The organism is Luteimonas cucumeris (assembly GCF_007830035.1).
GTDB classification, from domain to species: domain Bacteria; phylum Pseudomonadota; class Gammaproteobacteria; order Xanthomonadales; family Xanthomonadaceae; genus Luteimonas_C; species Luteimonas_C cucumeris.
On sequence record NZ_VLKN01000006.1, the window covers coordinates 62,404 to 86,036 of the forward strand.

Annotated in this window: 21 protein-coding genes; 10 read left to right on the top strand and 11 right to left on the bottom strand. The window is 66.1% G+C overall.

The features are described from left to right. Window positions 1-2: 2 nt before the first annotated feature. Genes IP90_RS12775 through IP90_RS12785 form a run of 3 tightly spaced genes read left to right on the top strand, consistent with a single transcriptional unit; the run spans window position 3 to window position 2,250 of the window. On the top strand, window positions 3-596 hold the full coding sequence (locus IP90_RS12775; RefSeq protein WP_144900042.1) for a hypothetical protein: 594 nt from the start codon (window positions 3-5) through the stop codon (window positions 594-596). Beyond that, on the top strand, window positions 593-1,741 hold the full coding sequence (prpC, locus tag IP90_RS12780) for a bifunctional 2-methylcitrate synthase/citrate synthase (RefSeq protein WP_144900043.1): 1,149 nt from the start codon (window positions 593-595) through the stop codon (window positions 1,739-1,741). The genes IP90_RS12775 and prpC overlap by 4 nt, the downstream gene beginning before the upstream one ends. A gap of 35 nt (window positions 1,742-1,776) precedes the next feature. Continuing rightward, window positions 1,777-2,250: a hypothetical protein gene (locus IP90_RS12785; RefSeq protein WP_144900044.1), complete on the top strand. Its 474-nt coding sequence runs from the start codon at window positions 1,777-1,779 to the stop codon at window positions 2,248-2,250. A gap of 73 nt (window positions 2,251-2,323) precedes the next feature. On the opposite strand, the gene IP90_RS12790 is transcribed toward IP90_RS12785, so the two are convergent. The 7 genes from IP90_RS12790 to IP90_RS12820 all read right to left on the bottom strand — a co-directional run bounded on the left by IP90_RS12790 (window position 2,324) and on the right by IP90_RS12820 (window position 9,925). Continuing rightward, window positions 2,324-2,935: a glutathione S-transferase family protein gene (locus IP90_RS12790; RefSeq protein ID WP_144900045.1), complete on the bottom strand. Its 612-nt coding sequence runs from the start codon at window positions 2,933-2,935 to the stop codon at window positions 2,324-2,326. 104 nt (window positions 2,936-3,039) lie between these two features. Further along, window positions 3,040-3,498 (bottom strand): cell wall hydrolase, encoded by a 459-nt coding sequence (locus IP90_RS12795; RefSeq protein ID WP_144900046.1) that lies wholly within the window; start codon window positions 3,496-3,498, stop codon window positions 3,040-3,042. 298 nt (window positions 3,499-3,796) lie between these two features. Then, the gene (locus IP90_RS12800) at window positions 3,797-5,833 is read right to left on the bottom strand and encodes an NADPH-dependent 2,4-dienoyl-CoA reductase (RefSeq protein ID WP_144900047.1); all 2,037 of its coding nucleotides are present in this window, start codon (window positions 5,831-5,833) and stop codon (window positions 3,797-3,799) included. Between the two features lie 77 nt (window positions 5,834-5,910). Further along, window positions 5,911-6,543, bottom strand: coding sequence for a LysE family translocator (locus IP90_RS12805; protein ID WP_144900048.1), 633 nt, complete (start codon window positions 6,541-6,543; stop codon window positions 5,911-5,913). Window positions 6,544-6,586: 43 nt separating this feature from the next. Continuing rightward, window positions 6,587-7,606: a zinc-binding alcohol dehydrogenase family protein gene (locus tag IP90_RS12810; protein WP_144900049.1), complete on the bottom strand. Its 1,020-nt coding sequence runs from the start codon at window positions 7,604-7,606 to the stop codon at window positions 6,587-6,589. 31 nt (window positions 7,607-7,637) lie between these two features. Next, window positions 7,638-8,669, bottom strand: a complete 1,032-nt coding sequence (locus IP90_RS12815; protein ID WP_144900050.1) for an aldo/keto reductase — start codon at window positions 8,667-8,669, stop codon at window positions 7,638-7,640. Between the two features lie 35 nt (window positions 8,670-8,704). Beyond that, complete coding sequence (locus IP90_RS12820; protein WP_199753474.1) at window positions 8,705-9,925, bottom strand: MFS transporter; 1,221 nt, start codon at window positions 9,923-9,925, stop codon at window positions 8,705-8,707. A 101-nt stretch (window positions 9,926-10,026) separates the two neighbouring features. Between IP90_RS12820 and IP90_RS12825 the strand changes: the two genes are divergently transcribed. The 3 genes from IP90_RS12825 to prpF all read left to right on the top strand — a co-directional run bounded on the left by IP90_RS12825 (window position 10,027) and on the right by prpF (window position 15,014). Further along, window positions 10,027-10,959 carry a LysR family transcriptional regulator gene (locus IP90_RS12825; RefSeq protein WP_144900051.1) on the top strand — a complete coding sequence of 311 codons (933 nt, stop codon included), beginning with the start codon at window positions 10,027-10,029 and terminating at the stop codon, window positions 10,957-10,959. A 150-nt stretch (window positions 10,960-11,109) separates the two neighbouring features. Continuing rightward, window positions 11,110-13,722: a Fe/S-dependent 2-methylisocitrate dehydratase AcnD gene (acnD, locus tag IP90_RS12830; RefSeq protein ID WP_144900052.1), complete on the top strand. Its 2,613-nt coding sequence runs from the start codon at window positions 11,110-11,112 to the stop codon at window positions 13,720-13,722. A 104-nt stretch (window positions 13,723-13,826) separates the two neighbouring features. Next, window positions 13,827-15,014, top strand: a complete 1,188-nt coding sequence (prpF, locus tag IP90_RS12835; RefSeq protein ID WP_144900053.1) for a 2-methylaconitate cis-trans isomerase PrpF — start codon at window positions 13,827-13,829, stop codon at window positions 15,012-15,014. Window positions 15,015-15,081: 67 nt separating this feature from the next. Here prpF and IP90_RS12840 read toward each other — a convergent pair whose 3' ends face one another. Then, window positions 15,082-15,873 carry a dioxygenase family protein gene (locus IP90_RS12840; protein ID WP_144900054.1) on the bottom strand — a complete coding sequence of 264 codons (792 nt, stop codon included), beginning with the start codon at window positions 15,871-15,873 and terminating at the stop codon, window positions 15,082-15,084. Window positions 15,874-16,076: 203 nt separating this feature from the next. Here IP90_RS12840 and IP90_RS12845 point away from each other — a divergent pair, with 203 nt between their 5' ends. The 3 genes from IP90_RS12845 (at window position 16,077) to IP90_RS12855 (ending at window position 19,518) form a co-directional block, all read left to right on the top strand. Continuing rightward, on the top strand, window positions 16,077-17,516 hold the full coding sequence (locus IP90_RS12845) for a bifunctional 2-methylcitrate dehydratase/aconitate hydratase (protein ID WP_144900055.1): 1,440 nt from the start codon (window positions 16,077-16,079) through the stop codon (window positions 17,514-17,516). 166 nt (window positions 17,517-17,682) lie between these two features. Beyond that, on the top strand, window positions 17,683-18,690 hold the full coding sequence (locus IP90_RS12850) for an OmpA family protein (RefSeq protein ID WP_144900056.1): 1,008 nt from the start codon (window positions 17,683-17,685) through the stop codon (window positions 18,688-18,690). A gap of 84 nt (window positions 18,691-18,774) precedes the next feature. Continuing rightward, window positions 18,775-19,518, top strand: coding sequence for a hypothetical protein (locus tag IP90_RS12855; protein WP_144900057.1), 744 nt, complete (start codon window positions 18,775-18,777; stop codon window positions 19,516-19,518). Window positions 19,519-19,539: 21 nt separating this feature from the next. On the opposite strand, the gene IP90_RS12860 is transcribed toward IP90_RS12855, so the two are convergent. Continuing rightward, window positions 19,540-20,322: a DUF1295 domain-containing protein gene (locus IP90_RS12860; protein ID WP_144900058.1), complete on the bottom strand. Its 783-nt coding sequence runs from the start codon at window positions 20,320-20,322 to the stop codon at window positions 19,540-19,542. A 115-nt stretch (window positions 20,323-20,437) separates the two neighbouring features. Between IP90_RS12860 and IP90_RS12865 the strand changes: the two genes are divergently transcribed. Beyond that, the gene (locus IP90_RS12865) at window positions 20,438-21,157 is read left to right on the top strand and encodes a pseudouridine synthase (RefSeq protein ID WP_144900059.1); all 720 of its coding nucleotides are present in this window, start codon (window positions 20,438-20,440) and stop codon (window positions 21,155-21,157) included. Window positions 21,158-21,239: 82 nt separating this feature from the next. On the opposite strand, the gene kbl is transcribed toward IP90_RS12865, so the two are convergent. After that, complete coding sequence (gene kbl / locus IP90_RS12870) at window positions 21,240-22,433, bottom strand: glycine C-acetyltransferase (RefSeq protein WP_144900060.1); 1,194 nt, start codon at window positions 22,431-22,433, stop codon at window positions 21,240-21,242. 112 nt (window positions 22,434-22,545) lie between these two features. Further along, on the bottom strand, window positions 22,546-23,568 hold the full coding sequence (gene tdh / locus IP90_RS12875) for an L-threonine 3-dehydrogenase (RefSeq protein WP_144900227.1): 1,023 nt from the start codon (window positions 23,566-23,568) through the stop codon (window positions 22,546-22,548). Window positions 23,569-23,633 lie beyond the last annotated feature (65 nt).

Sequence of the window (23,633 nt, forward strand, 5' to 3'; positions counted from 1 at the left end):
CGATGTCGCAGGAGACTGCTGCGACGAAACCCAATCGGGACTGGGATGGCGTCACCGCTGTGATTGCCGCGCTGATAGGACTGCTTGCGCTGAGCGTATCCGCGTACACGGCTTACCTGCAGCGGCAACAGGTACGCGCGCAGGTCTGGCCGCTGGTCCTGCTCGGGTCTTCGAACAGCAAGAGCGAGCTGGTTGTGCTGAACAAGGGCGTGGGCCCCGCGATCATCCGCTCGTTCAAGGTATACGTCGACGGCAAGCCGCAACGGAACTGGGACCAGGTGTTCGCTTCGCTCGGGCTGCATTTCAACAAGCGCCCCTGGTTCTCCACCGTCAACGGCACGGTGCTGTCGCCGGACGACCGTATCACCCAGCTACAATTCGAAACTCCCGAGGATTTCAATGCGTTCGCCACGCGCGCCGAACGCGTGGCATTCCAGCTGTGCTACTGCTCGACCCTGGATGATTGCTGGGTGCTCGACGGACTGGAACGCGGCACAACGCGTCGCTTCCGCGAGATCGATGCTTGCCCGGTCGATCATCCAGACGAGTTCCACGACAACGAAATAGACCTAGCCCGGACAAAGGAAAAGCCATGAGTGAACAAGTCCTGCCCAAGGCCAAGAAATCCGTCGCGCTGAGCGGTACCGCCGCCGGCAACACAGCGCTATGCACCGTTGGCCGCAGTGGCAACGACCTGCACTACCGCGGCTATGACATCAACGACCTGGCGACGAAGTCCACGTTCGAGGAAGTCGCGCACCTGCTGGTGCATGGCGCGCTGCCAACCGCGGCGCAGCTGCGCGCGTACAAGCTCAAGCTCAGGCGCCTGCGTGGACTGCCGGCGATCGTGCAGGAGGCACTGGAGCTGATACCGGCCAATGCGCATCCGATGGACGTGATGCGCACCGGTTGTTCGGTGCTGGGCACGGTGCTGCCGGAACGCGAAGGACATCCCGCGTCGGAAGCGCGCGACATCGCCGACCGGCTGATGGCCAGCTTCGGTTCGATGCTGCTGTACTGGTGGCATTTCACCCGCAACGGCCGCCGCATCGACGTGGAGACCGACGACGACAGCATCGCCGCACACTTCCTGCACCTGCTGCATGGCGAGCCGCCGAGCACGCTGCATGCCGATGCAATGGACAAGTCGCTGGTGCTGTACGCCGAGCACGAGTTCAATGCGTCCACGTTCACCGCGCGCGTGATCGCCGGCACCGGCTCGGACATGCATTCCTGCATTACCGGTGCGATCGGTGCACTGCGCGGTCCGAAGCACGGCGGCGCCAACGAAGTGGCGATGGACATCATCTCGCGCTATGGCAGCGCCGACGAAGCCGAAGCCGACATCCGTGCGCGCGTGGAGCGCAAGGAGATCGTGATCGGCTTCGGCCATCCGGTCTACACCATCGGCGACCCGCGCAACCCGATCATCAAGGACATCAGCCGCAAGTTGTGCCAGGACGGCGGCAACCAGGTGCTGTTCGACGTCAGCGAGCGCATCGAGACGCTGATGATGGATCTGAAGAAGATGTTCCCGAACCTGGATTGGTACAGCGCGTCGAGCTACCACATGATGGGCGTGCCGACGCCGTTGTTCACCCCGCTGTTCGTGATCGCGCGCACATCCGGCTGGTCGGCGCACGTGATAGAACAGCGCGAGGACGGCAAGATCATTCGCCCCAGCGCGAACTACATCGGGCCGGAGGATCGCGAGTACGTACCGATCGAACGCCGCGGCTGACGTCGCGGCCACGCATCGGTACCGGGGAGGGGAAGATGCGAACGGACGAGGTGTACATCAAGACCGATGCCGGTCGTGATGAGATCGATACGCGCGCGCGCAGGCTGTCGCCAGCGTTGCGCTCGATGTTGCTGGTGGTCGATGGCCGGCGCGATGTCGGCCAGTTGCGCGAACTCGCTACCGGCCTGCATGCGCCGCACGACGCGCTGGCGCAGCTTGCGGGGCTTGGCCTGATCGTGCCGCAGTCGCATGCGCTGTCGTCGGCAGCCGCGCCGCCGGCGTTGTCCGACATGGCGGGCCGCTATCGCCTGCTGAGTGGATTGATGTCCGAAGCGGTGCGCCAGCACCTCGGGCTGCGCGGTTATTTCATGCAGCTCAAGATCGAACGTTGCGCCGATACCGATGAGTTATCGGCGTTGTTGCCGGAGCTGCGCGCCGCGATCGCCAGGGCCAAGGGCGTACCCTCGGCTTCGCAATGGGAACAGGGCATACGCGCCGCGCTGGCGTGAACCGGCGCGTTCGTTGCCAAGGCAGAGTGGAACAGGCGCTACTCCACGAAAGCGTGGCACCCGAACTCTTTGCTCAGGCCAGTCCTTCTTCCTTCAGCACCTTCTGCACGGCCGCATCGGCCTCGATGTTGCGGAAGAAACGCTCGATGTTGTCGAGGCCGGACAGGTCGACCTGGTTGCCCTTGGCCCAGCGCGTGAGCACGTACAGATACGGATCGGCGATCGAGCGGCTGCCGGTCAGCCAGTCACGGCCGGCCAGTTGCTGGTCGGCGCGTTCGAACAGTCCACGCAGCTTCGCGCGCGCGTCAGCCTTGCTCTTGTCGATGGCAGCAGCGTCGCCGAGATAGGCGGTGGTGCCGAACAGCGGCTTGATCGCCGGATGCATGTCGGAGTTGATGAAGCCCACCCAGCGATTCACTTCGGCGCGGCTCTTCGGCGTGCCGTCGCCGCCCAGGCCCGACTCGGGGAAGCTGTCGGCAAGGAAGTTGAGGATCGCCGAATTCTGGGTCAGTACCCAGCCGTCGTCCTCCAGTGCAGGCACGGCGCCGGCCGGGTTGATCTTCAGGTACTCGGGCTGCTTGCGGTCCTCGCGCGACAGACGCACCGCTTCGTACGATTTGCCGATCCATTCCAGCACGATGTGGTCGGCAAGCGAGCACGCGCCGGGCGAGTAATACAGTTTCATGGTGCGACTCCATCGAGGAAGCCGCGATGATGCGCAGACGGGCGCGAAGGCTCAATGACGTCGGCGGAACGATCCGTCACACGCAACGTGCGCCCAGGTGTCGATCAGCCCTCGCGCGGCTTCAGCGACTGCACGCGCAGGAAAGTGTGGTCACCGATGGTGGCCACCTGGTAAGCGTTGCGCCAGCTCGGGCTGGCGATCGCATGCGCCATGAAGTGGCTGGCACCAGGCACGATCTCCTGGCGCTTGCCGGCCGGCAACTCCCAGTTGCGCTCGGCCTCCAAGGCGATGGTGACGGCCTCGGCCCAGGCCTCGCTGTTGCCGAGGCGGGTCTGCGGCGATACCAGGCTGGGAGCGAACTGCTTGCGGGCGGTGACCACGGAGCAGACGTTGTCGCCCCACAGGCCGCTGTCGCGGCGACGCAAGGCCACCTCGGCCACGGCCTGCTGGCCACGGACCGACTGGTCGCGGGCCTCCAGGTACACGGTGGTGCTGAGGCAGAGCGAATCGGCGGCCGGTTGCGGCAGCATCTGTGACAGCCAGAGGATCCAGGCCAGCTTCATGTAATGCGTACTCCTTGCTCCGTTGCGCAGGTCGTGACGCGGATCCCCATTCATCTATACGGGATCTGCGCCGCAAACCGGCATGGCGTACTGGGGAGGGCGGCGGCTCTTCGGCGCGCCTTAGCCCGGGCGCAAAAGCCGCGGGATTGCGGGCTGGCGCCGGTTCCCGCCGAACCGTCAGGCGGGGAAAGTGCGCGCAAGGTAGCGGCGGGTTACGCAACCGAACCTGAATAGGGGGCGAAGAAAATCCTTGATTTGTCTGGATTTTCTGGTGTGGGAGGTGGGTCTGAGCCCGCCCCTACAGGGTCGCGGCCAGGCGGCTGCCCTGGGCAATGGCGCGCTTGGCGTCGAGCTCGGCGGCCACGTCGGCGCCGCCGATCACGTGTACCGGGCGGCCGTCTGCCTGCAGTCCGGCGAGCAGTTCCCGCCGCGGTTCCTGACCCGCGCAGATCACCACGTGGTCGACCGGCAGCACCTGCTCGGTGCCATCGATCCGGATGCGCAGGCCGCTGTCGTCGACGCCCAGGTATTCCACGCCGCCGAGCATCTTCACGCCCTTGGCCTTGAGCGTGGCGCGGTGGATCCAGCCGGTGGTCTTGCCGAGCCGAGCGCCGGGACGGCCGGCGCTGCGCTGCAGCAGCCAGAGCTGGCGCGGCGACGGTTCAGGTCGCGCCGGCGTCAATCCGCCGCGGCTCTCGAAGCGGTCGTCCACCCCCCATTCCGCCATCCAGCGTCGGGGATCGAGGCTCGGTGACGGACCCTCGTGCGTCAGGAATTCGGCGACGTCGAAGCCGATGCCGCCGGCACCGATGATCGCCACGCTGCGGCCCGGCACGACGCGGCCCTGCAGGACATCGAGGTAGCCGACGACCTTGGCGTGGTCGGCACCCGGGAAGTCGACCGTGCGCGGCAGCACGCCGGTCGCCAGCACCACGGCGTCATAGCCTTCCAGCGCTGCGGCTTCGATGCGTTCGCCGAGGCGAGTCTCGACGCCGGTTTCGCCGAGGCGGTGGCGGAAGTAGCGCAGCGTCTCGTGAAACTCCTCCTTGCCGGGGATGCGCTTGGCCAGGTTGAACTGGCCGCCGATCTCGCCGGCGGCATCGAACAGGGTGACGCGATGCCCACGTTCGGCGGCGACGGTCGCGCAGGCGAGGCCGGCGGGGCCGGCGCCGACCACGGCGATGCGTCGTGGCGTGGTCGTCTTTATATAGTTGAGTTCGGTTTCGGCACAGGCGCGTGGATTGACCAGGCAGCTTGCTTTTTTGTTTTCGAATACATGATCGAGGCAGGCCTGGTTGCAGGCGATGCAGGTATTGATCGCCTGCGCCTTGCCGTTGCGTGCCTTGTCGACCCAGTGCGGATCGGCCAGCAACGGCCGGGCCATCGATACCAGGTCGGCGCCGCCGCGCGCGAGGATGGCTTCGGCGACGTCGGGCATGTTGATGCGGTTGGTGGCGACCAGCGGCAGCCGCACGTGCGGGCGCAGTTTGGCGGTCACCCCGGCGAAGGCGCCACGCGGCACCGAGGTCGCGATGGTCGGGATGCGCGCCTCGTGCCAGCCGATGCCGGTATTGATGAGGGTCGCGCCAGCGGCTTCCACGGCCTTCGCCTGGGTGATGGTCTCGCTCCAGTCGGCGCCGCCATCGACCAGGTCGAGCATCGACAGGCGATAGATGAGGATGAAATCCGGGCCGCAGGCTTCGCGCACGCGGCGCACGATTTCCACCGCGAAACGCATGCGGTTCTCGACGCTGCCGCCCCAGCGGTCGTCGCGCTTGTTGGTGCGCGCGACGGTGAACTGGTTGAGCAGGTAGCCTTCCGAGCCCATGATCTCGACGCCGTCGTAGCCGCCGTCGCGCGCGAGCCTCGCGGCGGTCGCGAAGGCATCGATCTGGCGCTCGACGCCACGCGCGGACAGGGCGCGCGGCGTGAAAGGATTGATCGGTGCCTTCAGCTTCGACGCCGACACCGACAGCGGGTGATAGGCATAGCGACCGGCGTGCAGCAGCTGCAGGCAGATCTTCGCATCGTGCGCGTGCACGGCGCCGGTGACCTGTCGATGCTTGCGTGCCTCCCACGGCCAGCTCAGTTTGCCGGCGAACGGTTTCAGCCAGCCGACCAAGTTTGGCGAGAAACCGCCGGTGACCATCAGCCCGACGCCGCCGGCGGCGCGTTCGGCGAAATAGGCGGCGAGCCTGGGAAAGTCGCGCGCGCGGTCTTCCAGCCCGGTGTGCATCGAGCCCATCAGCACGCGGTTGCGCAACGTGGTGAAGCCGAGGTCGAGCGGGGCAAACAGGTGCGGGTAGGGTGTGGTCGCGACGGATTCGGGCGGCATGCGTACGGCGCTGGCTTGCGAAGCGCGCACCATGCCGGGAAAGCGGAGGTGCGGCAAGCGAGCGGGCCTGCAGCGATTCAGGCGGTGTTGGCGCGCATCCGCAGGATGCCGACGCCAAGCGACGCCAGCAGCGTGCCCGCGATGCGGTTGAACCAGCGCGCGCGGACTTCATGCGCAAACCAGCGGCTCATGCCACGGGCGAGCGTCACGTAGCACAGGTGGGAAAGCATCGTGCATGCCGCAAAGGCAAGCGTCAGCCCGAAAAACTGATGAAATCCCGAAACACCCGGGGTCATGAACTGCGGCAGCAGGGCGGTGAAGAACAGGATGTTTTTCGGATTGGTGGTGGCGACCAGCAGGCCCTGCAGGAACAAACGGGCTGGCGCCTGCGGACGGACACCGGCCGGATCGATGTTGTCGAACATGCCGCGGCTGCGCCATTGGCGGATGCCCAGGTAGACCAGGTAGACGGCGCCCGCAATCTTCAGCACGGCGAACAGCCAGGCCGACGTCTTGAGCAGCGCGCCCAGTCCCAGCATCGCGGTTGCCGCGACCATGAAGATTCCGATCGCGTTTCCGGCAGAGCTGAGCAGTGCCTTGCGCGCGCCCAGCACTGCCGAGTTGGTGACCGCCAGCAGCACGGCCGGTCCCGGGCTGAAGGCCGTCAGCAGTGCCAGCGAACAGAACAGCAACCAGGACGTCGGGCTCATGTCGGATCCGGACAGAGGAGGAATGCGGCCGTGCAGGCGAGGATCACCATCCCGCCAACACCAGTTTGCCGACCGTGCGGCCTGATTCCAGTCGGCGATGTGCCTCGCGCAGGTTCGCCGCGTTGATGACGCCGAGGGTTTCGCCGTGCGTGCCGCGCAACTCGCCGGCATCGACCAGTGCGGCGACGCGTTCGAGGATGCGGCCCTGTTCGCCCATGTCCGTGGTCCTGAAGCGCGGCCGCGCGAACATCATTTCCCAGTGGATGCCGATGCATTTGGCCTTGTACGGATCGCCGATCTTCAGCGCGCCTGCCGGTTCGACGATGAGGCCGACGTGGCCCTGCGGCGCCAGCAGTTCGCCCAAGGTGTCCCAGTAGCGGTCCGTGTCGGCCAGGTTGATCGCCGCATCGACCTGTTCGAAATCCAGTGCGGCCAGTTGCGGCGCCAGCGCCTGCCGATGGTCGATCACACGCTGCGCGCCCATCTGCATGCACCACTCGATGGTCTCCGCGCGCGATGCGGTGGCGATGACGGTGAAGCCCGCGCGTCGCGCCAGTTGGATGGCGATCGAGCCGACGCCGCCTGCGCCGGCAATGACCAGCAGCGTTTTTCCCTTGCCGCCATCGTCCTCGGCGAACGGCATGCGCTGGAACAGCAGCTCCCAGGCAGTGATCGCGGTCAGCGGCAAGGCCGCGGCCTGCGCGAAATCCAGCGACTGCGGCCTGGCGCCGACCAGGCGCTCGTCCACCAGCTGGTATTGCGCGTTGCTGCCGGAGCGAGTGATATCGCCGGCGTAGTACACCGCATCGCCTGGCTTGAAGCGGGTGACGTTTTCGCCGACCGCTTCGACCACGCCGGCGGCGTCGTAGCCCAGCACCTTCGGCTGCGCTTCGACCTGCGGTTTCGGCGATCGCACCTTGGTATCGACCGGGTTTACCGACACCGCTTCGACGCGCACCAGCAGGTCGTGGCCGTCGACGAGCGTGGGCTTGGGCAGTTCGATGTCGACCAGCGATTGCGGATCGTCGATGGGCAGGTAGCGGGTCAGTGCGACGGCTTTCATGGCGTGTTCCTGCAGGCAGAAGGAAGAGGGATCAGACCGGCGCCGGATTGCGCTCGGAGAATTGTCCCTTCCAATACGGGTAATAGGGATAAGGCGGCGTGACGCGGCTGGCCGCATCGAGTCTTGCGACCTGTTCGGAGGTGAGGTTCCAGCCGACCGCACCGAGGTTCTGCCTCAGCTGCTCCTCGTTGCGCGCGCCGATCAGCACGGTCGACACGGTGGGACGCTGCAGCAGCCAGTTCAATGCGATCTGCGGGATCGTGCGACCGGTTTCCGCAACCAGTTCATCCAGCACGTCGACGATGCGATAGAGGCGTTCCTCATCCACGGGCGGCGCGAAACCAGCCGTGTCGTGCAGGCGGCTGCCTTCCGGCAGTGGCTGGCCGCGCCGTATTTTTCCGGTCAGCCGACCCCAGCCCAGCGGGCTCCACACCACCGCGCCGATGCCCTGATCCTGGCCCAGCGGCATCAGTTCCCATTCGTAGTCGCGGCCAACCAGCGAGTAGTAGGTCTGGTTCGCGACGTAACGCGAATAGCCGTAGCGGTCGGCGATGGCCTGCGACTTCATCAACTGCCAGCCGGAGAAGTTCGACACGCCCAGATAACGCACCTTGCCGGCGCGCACCAGGTCGTCGAGCGTCGACATCACGCTCTCGACCGGCGTCATCGCATCGAAGTGGTGCAACTGCAGCAGATCGATGTAGTCGGTGCCCAGACGCTGCAGCGCCTTGTCGGTGGCGCGCAGCAGGTGATGGCGCGATGCGCCGACATCGTTGGGAGCATCGCCGGCGCGCAGCGTCAGCTTGGTCGACAGGATGACCTGGTCGCGCCGGCCCTTGATCGCCGCGCCGAGGATCGATTCCGACGCGCCATCGGAATACACGTCGGCACTGTCGAACAGGTTGAGGCCGGCGTCGAGGCAGATGTCGATCATGCGCCTGGCGCCGTCGATGTCGGTGTTGCCCCAGGCACTGAACAATGGTCCCTGGCCGCCGAAAGTGCCGGCGCCAAAACCCAGTGCGGGTACCTTGAAACCGGAGGTGCCGAGAAAACGGTATTCCATGGTCGATTCCTTTGTTGATCGAACGAGAGAAGCGTTCAGAGCGTGGGACAGGTGGCGGCTGCGGCCGCGATGCGTCGCGGCGCTTCGAGGCGCCAACTCCACAATGCCACCGCGATGCCCGAGATCGTGACCAGTGCCGCTACCCAGCCGAGCGCGCCGAGTCCGGGGCCATGCACGATCACCACGCCGCCGAGCCATGCGCCCAGCGCGTTGCCGAGATTGAATGCGCCGATGTTGAGGCTCGATGCGAGGTTCTGGCCGCCCTGCGCCTTCTGCAGCACCCACAGCTGCAGCGGCGGAACGGTGGCGAACGCGGCCACGCCGAACAGGCCGACGAACAGCACCGTCGCGATCTGGTGGTGCAAGGCAAAGGTCATCAGCGCCAGGACCAGGGCCAGCGTCGCCAGCGTCGCGAACAGGGCGGGCAGCAGGCCGCGGTCGGCCAGGCGGCCGCCCAGCAGGTTGCCGGCGATCATGCCGACACCGAATACCAGCAGGATCGGCGACACCGCGCTGTCGGCGAAACCGGCCACCTGCGTGAGGATCGGCTGGATATAGGTGAATACCGCGAACACGCCGGCGAAACCGAACACCGTCATCAGCAGACCGAGCAGCACCTGTGGTCGTGCGACGACGCGCATTTCCTCGCGGAATGCGATCGGTGCCTGGTCCTTGCGGTCGGCCGGCACCAGCGCGGCGATGACGAGCGTGGCGACGATGCCGATCGCGGTCACGGCCCAGAAGGTCGCGCGCCAGCCGAAATGCAGTCCCAGCCAGGCACCGGCCGGTACGCCGAGCAGCGTGGCGACGGTCAGTCCGGTGAACATGATGGAGATGGCCGAGGCCTTGCGGTCCGGCGCGACCAGCCCCGTCGCCACCACCGCGCCGACACCGAAGAAGGTGCCATGTGCGAGCGAGGTGACCACCCGCGCGATCATCAGCGCCGTGTAGTTCGGCGCCAGTGCGCAGGCGAGGTTGCCGACAGTGAAGACGACCATCAGTGCGACCAGCACCGCCTTGCGCGGCATGCGGCTGCTCAGCGCGGTCAGCAGCGGCGCACCGACGAAAACGCCCAGGGCATAGCCGGAGATCAGCAGGCCGGCGGCTGCGATGCTGACCTGGAGATCGGCGGCGACCTGCAGCAGCAGCCCCATGATCACGAATTCGGTGGTGCCGATGCCGAAGGCGCCGGCGGTCAGCGCATACAGCGCCGGCGGCATCCGGGAGGAGGCGGTGGAAGTGGACAGGGTGGCCATGCGGCGGCATCCGTGGAAAGCGATGCGGCAGCCTAGGTCCTTGCATATTCAGCAATAAGCACCAGGATGGTTAATCAGTTTCAATGATCAGTTGATAATCCATGGATCATCTCGGCGACCTCAGCCTGTTCCTGCGCGTACTGGACCTGGGCTCGATCAGCGCGGCGGCGCGCAGCCTGGACCTCTCGGTCGCCGTCGCCAGCCAGCGCCTGAAGCGGCTGGAGCGCGCGCTCGGCGTGCGCCTGTTGCACCGGACCACCCGGCAACTGCACCCGACCCCGGAGGGCGCCGCGCTGGCCGCGCAGGGGCGGGTACTGGTCGAGGACCTGGAAGCCCTGACTGGCGGCCTGCGCCAGGCAGGCACCGACGTCTCGGGCACGTTGCGGGTGACGACATCGGCCTCGTTCGGGCGCCAGTACATATCGCCGCTGCTGCCGCAGTTCCTCGCCCGGCATCCGCGGGTGCGGCTCAGCATCGACCTCAACGACCAGCGGCTGGACCTGGTCAGCGCCGGATTCGACCTGGCGATCCGCATCGGCGCACTGGAGGATTCCAGCCTGGTGGCGCGCAAGCTGGCGATCAATCGCCGCGTGCTGTGCGCCTCGCCCGACTACCTGCGCCGGCATGGCACGCCGCGCACACCCGAGGAACTGGCGCAGCACGATTGCCTGCTGCTGGTCGGCAGCCTGGGCCGTCAGGACGTGTGGCGACTGGGCGACGGCGCGGGCGGTGAAACCGCGATACGCGTGCGCGGCCGCCTGGAGAGCAACTTCGGCGAGGTGATCCTCGACGCCGCGGTCGCCGGACTGGGCATCGCGCTGCATTCGACCTGGCACGCCTGCCACGAACTGCGCGCCGGCCGCTTGCAGGTGGTGCTGCCGGAATATCCGCTGGCCGATACCGGCATCCATGCGGTGATGCCGCAACGCCGCCTGGTGCCGCCGCGGGTGCGCGCCTTCGTCGATTTCCTGGCCGAGAACTTCTCGGAAAATCCGCCCTGGGAGCGGCACGACGCCGTGCAGGCGCGGCTCTAGCCGGCGGCGCGTGGACGAATGCGGGATAATTGGCGCCGCCGTGCCAGCACGGTTTCAGCACTGCTCGCCACCCCGCTTCCACGCCCGCACGATGGGCCTGCGCTGCACGCCCTGTGCACCGCCACGCATGAGAGTTCCACTTTGCCGACGATGAACACCGAATACCGCAAGCCACTCCCGGGCACCGCGCTCGACTATTTCGACGCACGTGCCGCCGTCGAGGCGATCGCACCCGGCGCTTACGCCGCGTTGCCCTACACCTCGCGCGTGCATGCGGAGAACCTGGTGCGGCGTGCCGAACCGGCCATGCTCGCCGCCTACCTGGCGCAGCTGATCGAACGCCGCAGTGATCTCGATTTCCCGTGGTTCCCGGCGCGGGTGGTGTGCCACGACATCCTCGGCCAGACCGCGCTGGTCGACCTGGCCGGTTTGCGCGACGCGATCGCCGAGCGCGGCGGCGATCCTTCGCAGATCAATCCGGTGGTGCCGACGCAGCTGATCGTCGATCACTCCCTCGCGGTGGAGGCTCCGGGTTTCGACAAGGCAGCGTTCGCGAAGAACCGCGCGATCGAGGACCGCCGCAACGAGGACCGCTTCCACTTCATCAACTGGACGAAGAAGGCGTTCAAGAACGTCGACGTGATTCCGCCGGGCAACGGGATCATGCATCAGATCAACCTGGAGCGGATGTCGCCGGTGGTGCACGCGCGCGACGGAGTGGCATTCCCGGACACGCTGGTCGGCACCGACAGCCATACCCCGCACGTCGATGCGTTGGGCGTGATCGCGGTCGGTGTCGGCGGCCTGGAAGCCGAAAGCGTGATGCTCGGCCGCGCGTCGTGGATGCGCCTGCCGGAGATCGTAGGCGTCGAGCTCACCGGCAAGCCGCAACCGGGCATCACCGCCACCGACATCGTGCTGGCCCTGACCGAATTCCTGCGCCAGTCGAAGGTCGTCGGCGCGTACCTGGAATTCCGCGGCGAGGGCGCCTCGGCACTCACGCTGGGCGATCGCGCGACGATCTCCAACATGGCGCCGGAATACGGGGCGACGGCGGCGATGTTCTTCATCGACGACAAGACCATCGACTACCTGCGCCTGACCGGCCGCGAGGACGAGCAGGTCAGGCTGGTGGAAACCTACGCGAAGCAGGCTGGCCTGTGGGCCGATGCGCTGGCGGATGCGCAGTACGAGCGCACGCTGACCTTCGACCTGTCCAGCGTGGTGCGCAACATGGCCGGGCCGTCCAATCCGCACAAGCGCCTGCCGACCTCCGCGCTGGCCGAGCGCGGCATCGCCGGCAACCTCGAGGCGGCGCGCGCGCAGGAAGCGCAGGGCCTGATGCCCGACGGCGCCGTGATCATCGCGGCGATCACCAGTTGCACCAACACCAGCAATCCGCGCAATGTCATCGCCGCCGGCCTGCTGGCGCGCAATGCCAACGCGCGAGGGCTGACCCGCAAGCCGTGGGTGAAGACCTCGCTCGCGCCCGGTTCCAAGGCCGTGCAGCTGTATCTGGAGGACGCGGCGTTGCTGCCGGAACTGGAGCAGCTCGGCTTCGGCATCGTCGGTTTCGCCTGCACCACCTGCAACGGCATGAGTGGCGCGCTCGATCCGGCGATCCAGAAGGAAGTGATCGAACGCGATCTGTACGCCACCGCCGTGTTGTCGGGCAACCGCAACTTCGACGGCCGCATCCATCCTTACGCCAAGCAGGCGTTCCTCGCCTCGCCGCCGCTGGTGGTGGCGTATGCGATCGCCGGCACCGTGCGCTTCGACATCGAGAAGGACGTGCTCGGCACCGATGCACAGGGCAATGCGGTCAGGCTGAAGGATCTCTGGCCGTCCGACGAGGAGATCGATGCGATCGTCGCCGCCAGCGTCAAGCCCGAGCAGTTCCGCCAGGTCTACGAGCCCATGTTCAGGCTCAGCGTCGAACACGGCGAGAAGGTCAGCCCGCTGTACGACTGGCGTCCGCAGAGCACCTACATCCGCCGCCCGCCGTACTGGGAAGGCGCGCTGGCGGGCGAACGCAAACTCAGCGGCATGCGCCCGCTGGCGGTGCTCGGCGACAACATCACCACCGACCACCTGTCGCCGTCGAACGCGATCATGCTGGCCAGCGCTGCTGGCGAGTACCTGGCAAAGATGGGCCTGCCGGAAGAGGACTTCAATTCGTACGCGACCCACCGCGGCGATCACCTCACCGCGCAGCGTGCCACTTTCGCCAACCCGAAGCTGCTCAACGAGATGGTGCGCGACGACGTCGGCAACGTACGACAGGGCTCGCTGGCACGGATCGAGCCCGAAGGTCAGGTGACGCGCATGTGGGAGGCGATCGAAACCTACATGGCACGCCAGCAGCCGCTGATCATCATCGCCGGCGCCGATTACGGCCAGGGCTCCTCGCGCGACTGGGCCGCCAAGGGCGTGCGCCTGGCCGGCGTGGAAGCGATAGCGGCCGAAGGTTTCGAGCGCATCCACCGCACCAACCTGATCGGAATGGGCGTGTTGCCGCTGGAGTTCCAGCCGGGGACCGACCGCAACACGCTGGCCATCGACGGCACCGAAACCTACGACGTGACCGGCGCACGCACGCCGCGCGCCACGCTGACGCTGGTGATCCACCGTCGCAACGGCGAACGCATGGACGTGCCGGTGACCTGCCGCCTCGATACTGCCGAAGAGGTATCGATCTACGAAGCCGGCGGCGTGCTGCAGCGGTTCGCCAACGATTTCCTGGAAGCCGTCCAGGCGGCATGAATCATGTCATCCCGAACGTGGTGAGGGATCTGGTTTAGTACAAGAAAATCAGATCCCCACATGGTCCGGATGACATTTCTGACCATCCACTCAACGAGCTAGTCATGACCCACGCACCGCAGCTCCGCATTCCCGCCACCTACATGCGCGGCGGTACCAGCAAGGGCGTGTTCTTCCGCCTGCAGGACCTGCCGCAAGCCGCGCAGGTCGCCGGGCCGGCGCGCGATGCGCTGCTGATGCGTGTGATCGGCTCTCCCGATCCGTACGGCAAGCACACCGACGGCATGGGCGGAGCCACGTCGAGCACCAGCAAGTGCGTGATCATCTCCGAGGCCTCGATGCCGGACCACGACGTCGACTACCTCTACGGCCAGGTGTCGATCGACACCGCGTTTGTCGACTGGAGCGGCAACTGCGGCAACCTGTCCTCGGCAGTCGGACCGTTCGCGATCGCCAATGGCCTGGTCGATCCCGCTCGCGTACCGGAGAACGGTATCGCCTCCGTGCGCATCTGGCAGGCCAACATCGGCAAGACGATCATCGCGCACGTACCGATCAGCAACGGCCAGGTTCAGGAAACCGGAGATTTCGAACTCGACGGCGTGACCTTCCCGGCAGCGGAGATCCAGCTGGAATTCCTCGATCCGGCCGACGAAGGCGAGGGCGGTGGCGCCATGTTCCCGACCGGCAACCTGGTCGACGATCTCGTCGTGCCGGGGGTGGGCACGTTCAAGGCCACGATGATCAATGCCGGCATTCCGACCATCTTCCTCGGCGCCGCCGATCTGGGTTACACCGGAACCGAACTGCAGGGCGCGATCAACGAAGACAAGGCCGCGCTGGCGAAATTCGAAGCGATCCGTGCGCACGGCGCCGTGCGCATGGGCCTGATCGCCAGTGTCGAGCAGGCCGCCGCGCGTCAGCACACGCCCAAGGTCGCCTTCGTCGCACCGGCGGCGGGCTACACCTCATCCAGTGGCAAGCGCATCGCCGCCGCCGACATCGACCTGCTGGCACGCGCGCTGTCGATGAGCAAGCTGCACCACGCGATGATGGGCACGGCTGCGGTCGCCATCGGCACGGCCGCTTCGATCCCGGGCACATTGGTCAATCGGGCCGCGGGCGGCGGCGAGCGTGAAGCGGTGCGCTTCGGCCATCCTTCCGGCACCCTGCGCGTCGGCGCGCGGGCGCTCCAGGTCGATGGCGAGTGGACCGTCACCAAGGCCGTGATGAGCCGCAGCGCGCGCGTGCTGATGGAAGGCTGGGTGCGCGTTCCGGCCGATACGTTGTAGGCGGGTCCGCGTCGCAACGTCAATCAATGCGTAGCGACGATGGCGGGCCCGGGCCCGCCTGCGCACGTCAATCGAACGCGAAGGCGTCCAGTGCCAGCGATCCGAATTCGTGCGAACGATGCAGCGTGCGCACGCCCGGCGTCGCGCCTGAGGCGCCGAGCGCTACGAACAGCGGCATCAGGTGCTCGACCGTCGGATGGGCATGGGCCGCGTGCGGCGCGCGCTGCCGCCAGTCGAGCAGGGCGGTCCAGTCGCGTGTCGACAGCATTGCGTGCATCCACTCGCTGAATTCATGCGCCCATGGCGCCAGCGCTGCACCCTTGTGACGCCAGTCGAGGTCGCCCAGGTTATGGATGAAGCCGCCGGAGCCGATCACCAGTACGCCCTGTTCACGCAGTGGCGCCAGGGCCTGGCCGACGGCGTAGTGTTGCGCGGCCGTGCCGTGCGGCATCACCGACAACGACACCACCGGGATGTCGGCCAGCGGATACATGCGCCGCAGCGGTACCCAGACGCCGTGGTCGATGCCGAGGTCGTTGCGCACCGCGGGTGAGAGGCCGTCATCGGCCAGACGCCGCGCGATCTGTCCCGCCAGGTCTGGATCGCCCGGGGCCGGATAGCGGATCTGGTACAGCGGTGCCGGGAAACCGCTGAAATCGTGGATCGTATGTGGCCACGCATGGCCGCCGAGCGTCGGCTGGTCGGCCGTGAAGTGCGCCGACGCCACGAGGATTGCCTTGGGGCGCGGCAACTGCGTGCCGAGGCCATCGAGGAAGCGCCCGGCGGCGCTGTCCTCCAGCGCCAGCATCGGCGAGCCGTGCGACAGGAACAGGCTGGGGAGGCGCGTTGGGGTGTCCATGGCGCAAGGATGGTTTTCCTGGGCCGGTTTCCAAGCGGCACGCGCACTCCGAAGTGTTGCACGGGTGTCGGCAATGATGGGAGATCTGCTCGGAATTGCGGCCTCAGGCCGGGCGCCGGCCACTGTGCCTGTTAATGGCTGCCACGCCATCACGACGTCACGCTTTGCAGAATGACCGTTCCTCCCGTGCGCAGGCACCCGCCATGGCCGATTTGGACCTTCGTTCCGCCGTCCGCCCCGACCCCGATCCGCCGATGGTGGACATCGCCGACTACGTCATCGACTACCGGATCGAATCGCAGGAGGCCTATGACACCGCGCGCCACATGCTGCTGGACTCGCTGGCCTGCGCGATGCTGGCGATGAAGTTTCCCGATTGCGTCAAGCACCTCGGCCCGCTGGTCCCGGGCGGCGAGCTTCCCGGCGGTGCGACCGTGCCAGGCACCACGTTCGAACTCGACCCGGCACAGGCCGCGTTCAACATCGGCACGCTGGTGCGCTGGCTGGACTTCAACGACACCTGGCTGGCGGCGGAGTGGGGCCATCCATCCGACAACCTCGGCGCCATCCTCGCCGTCGCCGACTATCTGGCGCGCAAGGAAGGCAGGACCATCACCGTGCGCGACGTGCTCGGCTGGACAATCAAGGCGCACGAGGTCCAGGGCGTGTACGCGCTGCAGAATTCGTTCAACCGGGTCGGCCTCGACCATGTGATCCTGGTACGCCTTGCCTCGACCGCGGTTGCCACGGCCATGCTCGGCGGCGGCAAGGACGAGGTGATTACCGCCGTGTCGCATTCGTGGATCGACAACGGCGCATTGCGCACCTACCGCCACGCTCCCAACACCGGTCCCCGCAAGAGCTGGGCCGCCGGCGACGCCTGCCGCCGCGCCGTGATCCATGCACTGAACGCGGTCCACAAGAAGGTGGTCGGCTACCCGAGCGTGCTGTCGGCCAGCACCTGGGGCTTCTACGATGTGGCGTTCAAGGGCAGGCCGTTCGCGTTCGAGCGCCCGTTCGGCAGCTATGTGATGGAGAACGTGCTGTTCAAGATCAGCTATCCGGCCGAGTTCCATGCCCAGACCGCGGTCGAATGCGCGATGCGGTTGCACGGCCAGGTCCGGGACCGCATCGGTGAGGTCGACAGGATACTGATCGAGACCCAGGAGGCCGGCATCCGCATCATCGACAAGACCGGCCCGCTGGCCAACTACGCCGACCGCGACCATTGCCTCCAGTACATGGTCGCCGTGCCGCTGATCTTCGGTCGCCTGACCGCCGCGGACTACGGCGACGAGGTCGCCGCCGATCCCCGTATCGACGCCCTGCGCGGGAAAATGGCCGTGGTCGAGAATCCGCGGTTCACACAGGACTACTTCGACCAGGACAAGCGCTATATCGGCAACGCGGTGCAGGTGTTCTTCATGGACGGCAGCAGCACCGGCAAGGAGTCGATCGACTACCCGATCGGCCACCGCAGACGCCGTGCCGAAGGCATCCCCATACTGATGGCGAAATGCGATGCCGCCATGCGTGCCCACCTGCCGGTCGGGCAGGCCGACCGCCTGATGGCCTTGACGCGGACGCCAGAGGCGTTAGAGTCGCTGCCAGTCCAGGAATTCATGAACCTGTACCGGGTCTAGGTCCCGAGACCCGAAGTTGGAACCACTTCAACTGTTATGCTATTGTTAACACGGCTTTCACACATCCGGTACTACTCTGGACGGGATGGCGTGCGGAACGGCCGTCTAAAACCAATAACCACGCAAGACCGGAATACCGCTTTTTTACCTGATCAAGGAGCTGAACATGAACAAGAAACTCCTCTGTGCTGCGCTGTTGGGCGGGCTGTGCGTGGCGCAGGCCGCTTCCGCGCAGGAGTTTGATGACCGCTGGTATGTCGCAGGCTCGACTGGCGTCAACTTCCAGGACAGCGACCGCAACACCGAAGACGCGATCTTCGGCACCATCGGCTTCGGCAAGTTCTTCACCCCGAACTGGTCGGTCGACTTCGAACTGAACTACCAGAACCCGGACAAGACCGAGAACCCGCACCTGTGGTGGAGCCAGTACGGCGCCTCGGCCGATGCGCGCTATCACTTCCGCAATGCCGACCGCACCTGGTGGCCCTACATCCGCATGGGTCTCGGCCTGCAGCGGCATGAGGAAGAGTTCGTGCGCGATCCGGCGCTCGGCCCGAATCCGGCCCAGCACGAAGACAACAACATCGCCGCCAACCTCGGCGCCGGTCTGCAGTTCGACTTCGGCCGCACCGATCTGCGTACCGAAATCGGTACCCGCATCGACTTCGACGACGTGCAGGCCCGTCCGGCCAACGAGCAGGAAGACTACTTCACCGACCTGCTGGCTTCGGTCGGCCTGACCGTGGCCCTCGGCCCGGAGCCGGTTGCCCCGGCACCGCCGCCGCCGCCGCCGCCGGCTCCGGAACCGGAAGCTCCGGCTCCGATCACGATCGACCTGAAGGGCGTCAACTTCGACTTCGACAAGTCGGTGCTGCGTCCTGACGCGGTCGCGATCCTGAGCGAAGTGACCGAGATCCTGAAGCGTTACCCCGACCTGCGTGTCGAAGTCGCCGGCCACACCGATCTGTGCGGTCCCGACGACTACAACCAGAAGCTGTCGGAGCGTCGTGCCCAGGCTGTGTACGACTACCTGACCAGCAATGCGATCGATGCCGGTCGTCTGGTGGGTCCGGTCGGTTACGGCGAGAGCCGTCCGCTCGAGCCGACTCCGCAGACCATGCCGCAGTGCAAGTCGGAAACGAACCGCCGTACCGAGCTGAACGTCCAGAACTGATCGGACGCAAGCTCAAGCAGTACCCGAAGCCCGGCCTAGTGCCGGGCTTCGTCTTTTAGCGCTCCACCATCCGTGGCGACGATCATGCGTTCGATCGGTCAAGCGCCGCCCGGCTGTCGCCCGGCGCTGCAATGGGCGTGTGCGGTCCGGTCATTGGACAGTGCTGCCGATGAGTCGGTGACCCAGCCAACCGCAAGCCCTATTCATCACGGCGTCCGCTCCGTTGCTGCTAAACCGGACATCGCGCACAACGCGGGGAACCGCGCTTGTCGCGATTGTGAGTACGACCTAAACTCGCAGGATTCGCCAAGCGGGAACAATCACATGCGCAAACTGTCGATCGCCTCATTGCTGCTGCTGGCGTGCGGAGTTGCGCAGGCGCAAAACCCCGATTGCGCCGCCATTCGCGCCCCGCAGGCCATGCCGTTGCGCCCGACGGTGCTGGCGCCGATCTCGTCGGAACTGTTCGCGACCCGTTCGCAGCTGGGCGCGCCGAGCGGCGTGCTGGCGCAGGCCTACGACGAAACGATGTCGGTCGACGTGGTATTGCTGCGCCTACGGGTGCAGGGCTGCAACGTGGCCAACGCGACGCCGGCGCCGAGCGCGCTCGATCCGAACAACCCCTCGGTCTACAAACCGAAGACGCAGTTCGACAATACGCCTTACCGTTTCAACATGACCCAGAACGGCAAGCGCATGACCGCGGACGATTTCGACGCCTGGCTCAAAGCCACCGGTTACAGCGCCGGCCGACGTGCCCAGACCACTCCGCCGCCCGTGGAAGCGCCGAAGGCCAGTCCGGATGGGGCCGTACAGAAGACGGAATGATCGGGTCGTGGCACGCGCGGCTCATCCGTTCGTGCTGGCAGGCAAGGGCGTGAATGCACTGACTTCGCGCTGGTAGCGCCGGTAGTCTTCGCCACGGCTGCGCAGTGCCTGCTGTTCGGCCAATGGAATGCCGCTGACGCCATACAGGAAGAGCAGCATCAGCGCCGGCCCCAGCCAGCTGAGCCAGGCATGCGGCGAACTCGTCGCCAGCAGCACATAGGCGAACCAGTGCAGCCACTCGAAGAAATAATTCGGATGCCGCGACCATGCCCACAAGCCATCGCGGCAGGTCCTGCCGCGATTGCCGGGATCGGCGCGGAACGATGCCAGCTGCGCGTCGGCGAGGCTCTCGCCCGTTACCGCCACGATCCAGACCGCGATCGCGGCCAGCACCCAGCCATCGACGACCGTGATCGTGGCGCTGCCTGCCGCCAGGAACGGCAGCGCGAGTACAGCCACCGCCAGGGCGTGTACCTGGAAAAACAGGAACCACGCGCCGCGACTGTTGCCCCATGTGGCACGCAACACCCGGCAACGCCCATCCTCGTCCTCGTGCAGCACGCGATGCAGCAGGTAGATGCACAACCGCGCACCCCAGATGGCGCCACCGATAGCCGTCAGCGTGCGCGGCAACGCCGCTCCTTCGGAGAGCAGGCCGGCAAGCAATGCCGCGACCGCCATCAGGCCCGCCCACGCCACGCCGGCATAGCCGAGGTTGCGCGCGCGTATCGAAAACGCGCACATGGCCGTCATGGCCACAGCGCTGATGCCCCAGATCCACAGGGCGAGTATCCAGATAGTCATCGATATCGATCCAGCGGATGCCGAAATAATCCAGACCGTGCGGTGATGTACCGGTGACGGCTGATTGTGCGAAGACTTGTTGTTCCCGCCCGGTGCGAGTGCATGGAGCGTTCGCATGAACACGACGCGGCGGCATGGGCTGGCGCGCGTGCTGTCCAAGCGCGGCGTATGTTCGCGTACGCAGGCGGCGCAGTGGATTCGCGATGGTCGCGTGGCGTTGGCGGGCAAGGTGATCCATGATCCGGAACACCCGACCCCGATGGACAGTGACCGCATCAGCATCGACGGAAAGCCGCTCGGCGCTGCCGCCATGGTCCACCTCATGCTCAACAAGCCGCGCGGCCTGGTGACCACGGTGGACGACGAGCGGGGTCGCGACACCGTCTATCGCTGTTTCGATGGCGCCGGCCTCGGCTGGATCTCGCCGGTCGGCCGTCTGGACAAGGCCAGCGAAGGCCTGCTGCTGTTCAGCAACGATCCGCAATGGGCTGCGCGGATCACCGGCCCGGATACCGGGCCGGACAAGACCTATCACGTGCAGGTGAACGCGATTCCCGGAGCGGCGCAGCTGGCATCTCTCATCGACGGCGTTGTCGTCGAAGGCGAACGGTTATCCGCGAAGTCGGCACGGCTGCTGCGCGGCGGCGAAAAGAACGCGTGGGTCGAAATCGTGCTGGACCAGGGTCGCAACCGGCAGATCCGCCGGCTGCTGTCTGGCCTGGATATCGAGGTATTGCGGCTGGTGCGCGTGGCGATCGGTGAACTCGCACTCGGCGAACTGCCGAAAGGGCAGTGGCGGATGCTGAGCGCGGAAGAGGTCGCCGCCTTGTCGTAACCTGGTAAGCGAAGCGCACCCTAGGACGCGTAGTACTGGAGTGCAACGGTCCGGTGCGGCTTATGGCCTTATTCGGACCAGGTCAGCCGTTGATGACGCCCAACTCTCGGCCGATGCGGGTAAAGGCATCGATCGCGCGATCCAGATGCTCGCGCGTATGGGCTGCGCTCATCTGCGTGCGGATGCGTGCCTGGCCCTGCGGCACCACCGGGAAGAAGAAGCCGATCGCATAGATGCCTTCCTCGAGCAGGCGCTGCGCGAACTTCTGCGCCAGCGGCGCGTCGTACAGCATCACCGGACAGATCGGATGCGTGCCGGGTTTGATGTCGAAGCCCGCGGCCGCCATTTGTTCGCGGAAGTAGGCGGTGTTCGCGGCCAGCTGGTCGCGCAGATCTCCAGCAGCGGAGAGCATCTCGAAGGCCTTGATGCCTGCGGCGACAACATGCGGTGGCAATGAATTGGAGAACAGGTACGGACGCGAACGCTGGCGCAGCAGTTCGATCACTTCCGTTGTCGCCGTGGTGAACCCACCCAGCGCGCCGCCCATCGCCTTGCCGAGGGTGCCGGTGATGATGTCGATGCGGTCGAGCACGCCCTTGACCTCGGCCGAGCCGCGGCCGGTCTTGCCGAGGAAGCCGGTGGCGTGGCATTCGTCGATATGCACCAGTGCGCCGTACTGCTTCGCCAGAGCGGTGATTTCATCCAATGGCGCGATGAAACCGTCCATCGAGAATACGCCGTCACTGGAAATCAGCTTGGTCCGTGCGCCGGCGGCATCGGCGGCCTGCAGCTGCTTTTCGAGGTCGGCCATGTCGCAGTTGGCATAGCGGAAGCGTTTTGCCTTGCACAGACGCACGCCGTCGATGATCGATGCATGGTTGAGCGCATCGGAGATGATCGCGTCGTTCTCGTCCAGCAGCGGCTCGTAGAGGCCGCCGTTGGCGTCGAAGCAGGCGGCATAGAGGATCGTGTCCTGCATGCCGAAAAAGTCCGCGATGGTCTTTTCGAGCTGCTTGTGCAGGTCCTGCGTGCCGCAGATGAAGCGCACCGACGCCATGCCGAAGCCGTGCGTGTCGAGCGCGTCCTTGGCGACGGCGATGATGTCGGGATGATCCGCCAGCCCGAGGTAGTTGTTGGCGCAGAAGTTCAGCACCGTGCGGCCGTCCGCGAGCGTGATCTCGGCGGACTGTGGCGAAGTGATGATGCGCTCGGCCTTGAACAGGCCCTGCGCACGGATGTCTTCGAGGGTGTCGGCGTAGCGTTGGGTCAGGGACATGGGGGGCCGTGATTCGTGATTGGTGATTCGTGATTCGTGATTCGGAAAAGCAGGTGGTGGACGTGTCGGCTCTTGCGAATCACCAATCACGAATCACCAATCCCCGCTTGCATCAATTCCAGCTCAGCACGACCTTGCCGGACTTGCCCGATTCCATCAGGTCGAAACCCTTCTGGAACTCATCGATCGGCAGCTGGTGGCTGAGCACCTTGCCAAGCGGAAAGCCGGACAGCACCAGCTGCGTCATCTTGTACCAGGTCTCGTACATGCGGCGGCCGTAGATGCCGTGCAGGGTGAGGCCCTTGAAGATGATGCGGTCCCAGTCGACGCCCGCGCCCTTGGGCAGCAGGCCGAGCAGGGCGACCTTGCCGCCGTGGTACATGCAGTCGAGCATGTCGTTGAACGCGCGCGGATTGCCGCTCATTTCCAGGCCGACGTCGAAGCCTTCCATGTGCAGGTCGGCCATCACGTCCTTGAGCGAGGTGTTGCTGACGTTGACTACGCGCGTCGCGCCCATGTCGGCGGCGAGCTTGAGGCGGTAATCGTTGACGTCGGTGACCACCACGTTGCGCGCGCCGATGTGCTTGCAGATGCCCGCGGCCATCACCCCGATCGGGCCGGCGCCGGTGATCAGCACGTCCTCGCCGACCACGTCGAATTCGAGCGCGCAGTGCGCGGCGTTGCCGTACGGATCGAAGAACGCGGCCAGCTCGCTCGGGATCTGGTCGGGAATCGGCCACAGGTTGCTGGCGGGCATCACGATGTACTCGGCGAAGGCGCCATTGCGGTTGACGCCGATACCGACAGTGTTCGGGCACAGATGCTGCTTGCCGGCGCGGCAGTTGCGGCAGTGGCCGCAGACGATGTGACCTTCCGCCGACACGCGCTGACCCAGTGCATAGCCGCCGACGCCCGGGCCCATCTCGACGATGCGGCCGACGAATTCGTGGCCGATCACCAGTCCGGGCTTGATCGTGCGCTGACTCCACTCGTCCCACAGGTAGATGTGCAGGTCGGTGCCGCAGATCGCGGTCTTCTCGAGCTTGATCAGCACTTCGTTGGCGCCGGGCGACGGCACCGCTACCTCTTCCAGCCAGATGCCCTTGCTGGCTTCGCGCTTCACCAGCGCCTTCATGGTCTGCGGAAACGGGGAGGTCTGCGACATTTCGGTGCCTTGTGGAAGTGACGGCGGATGGCTGC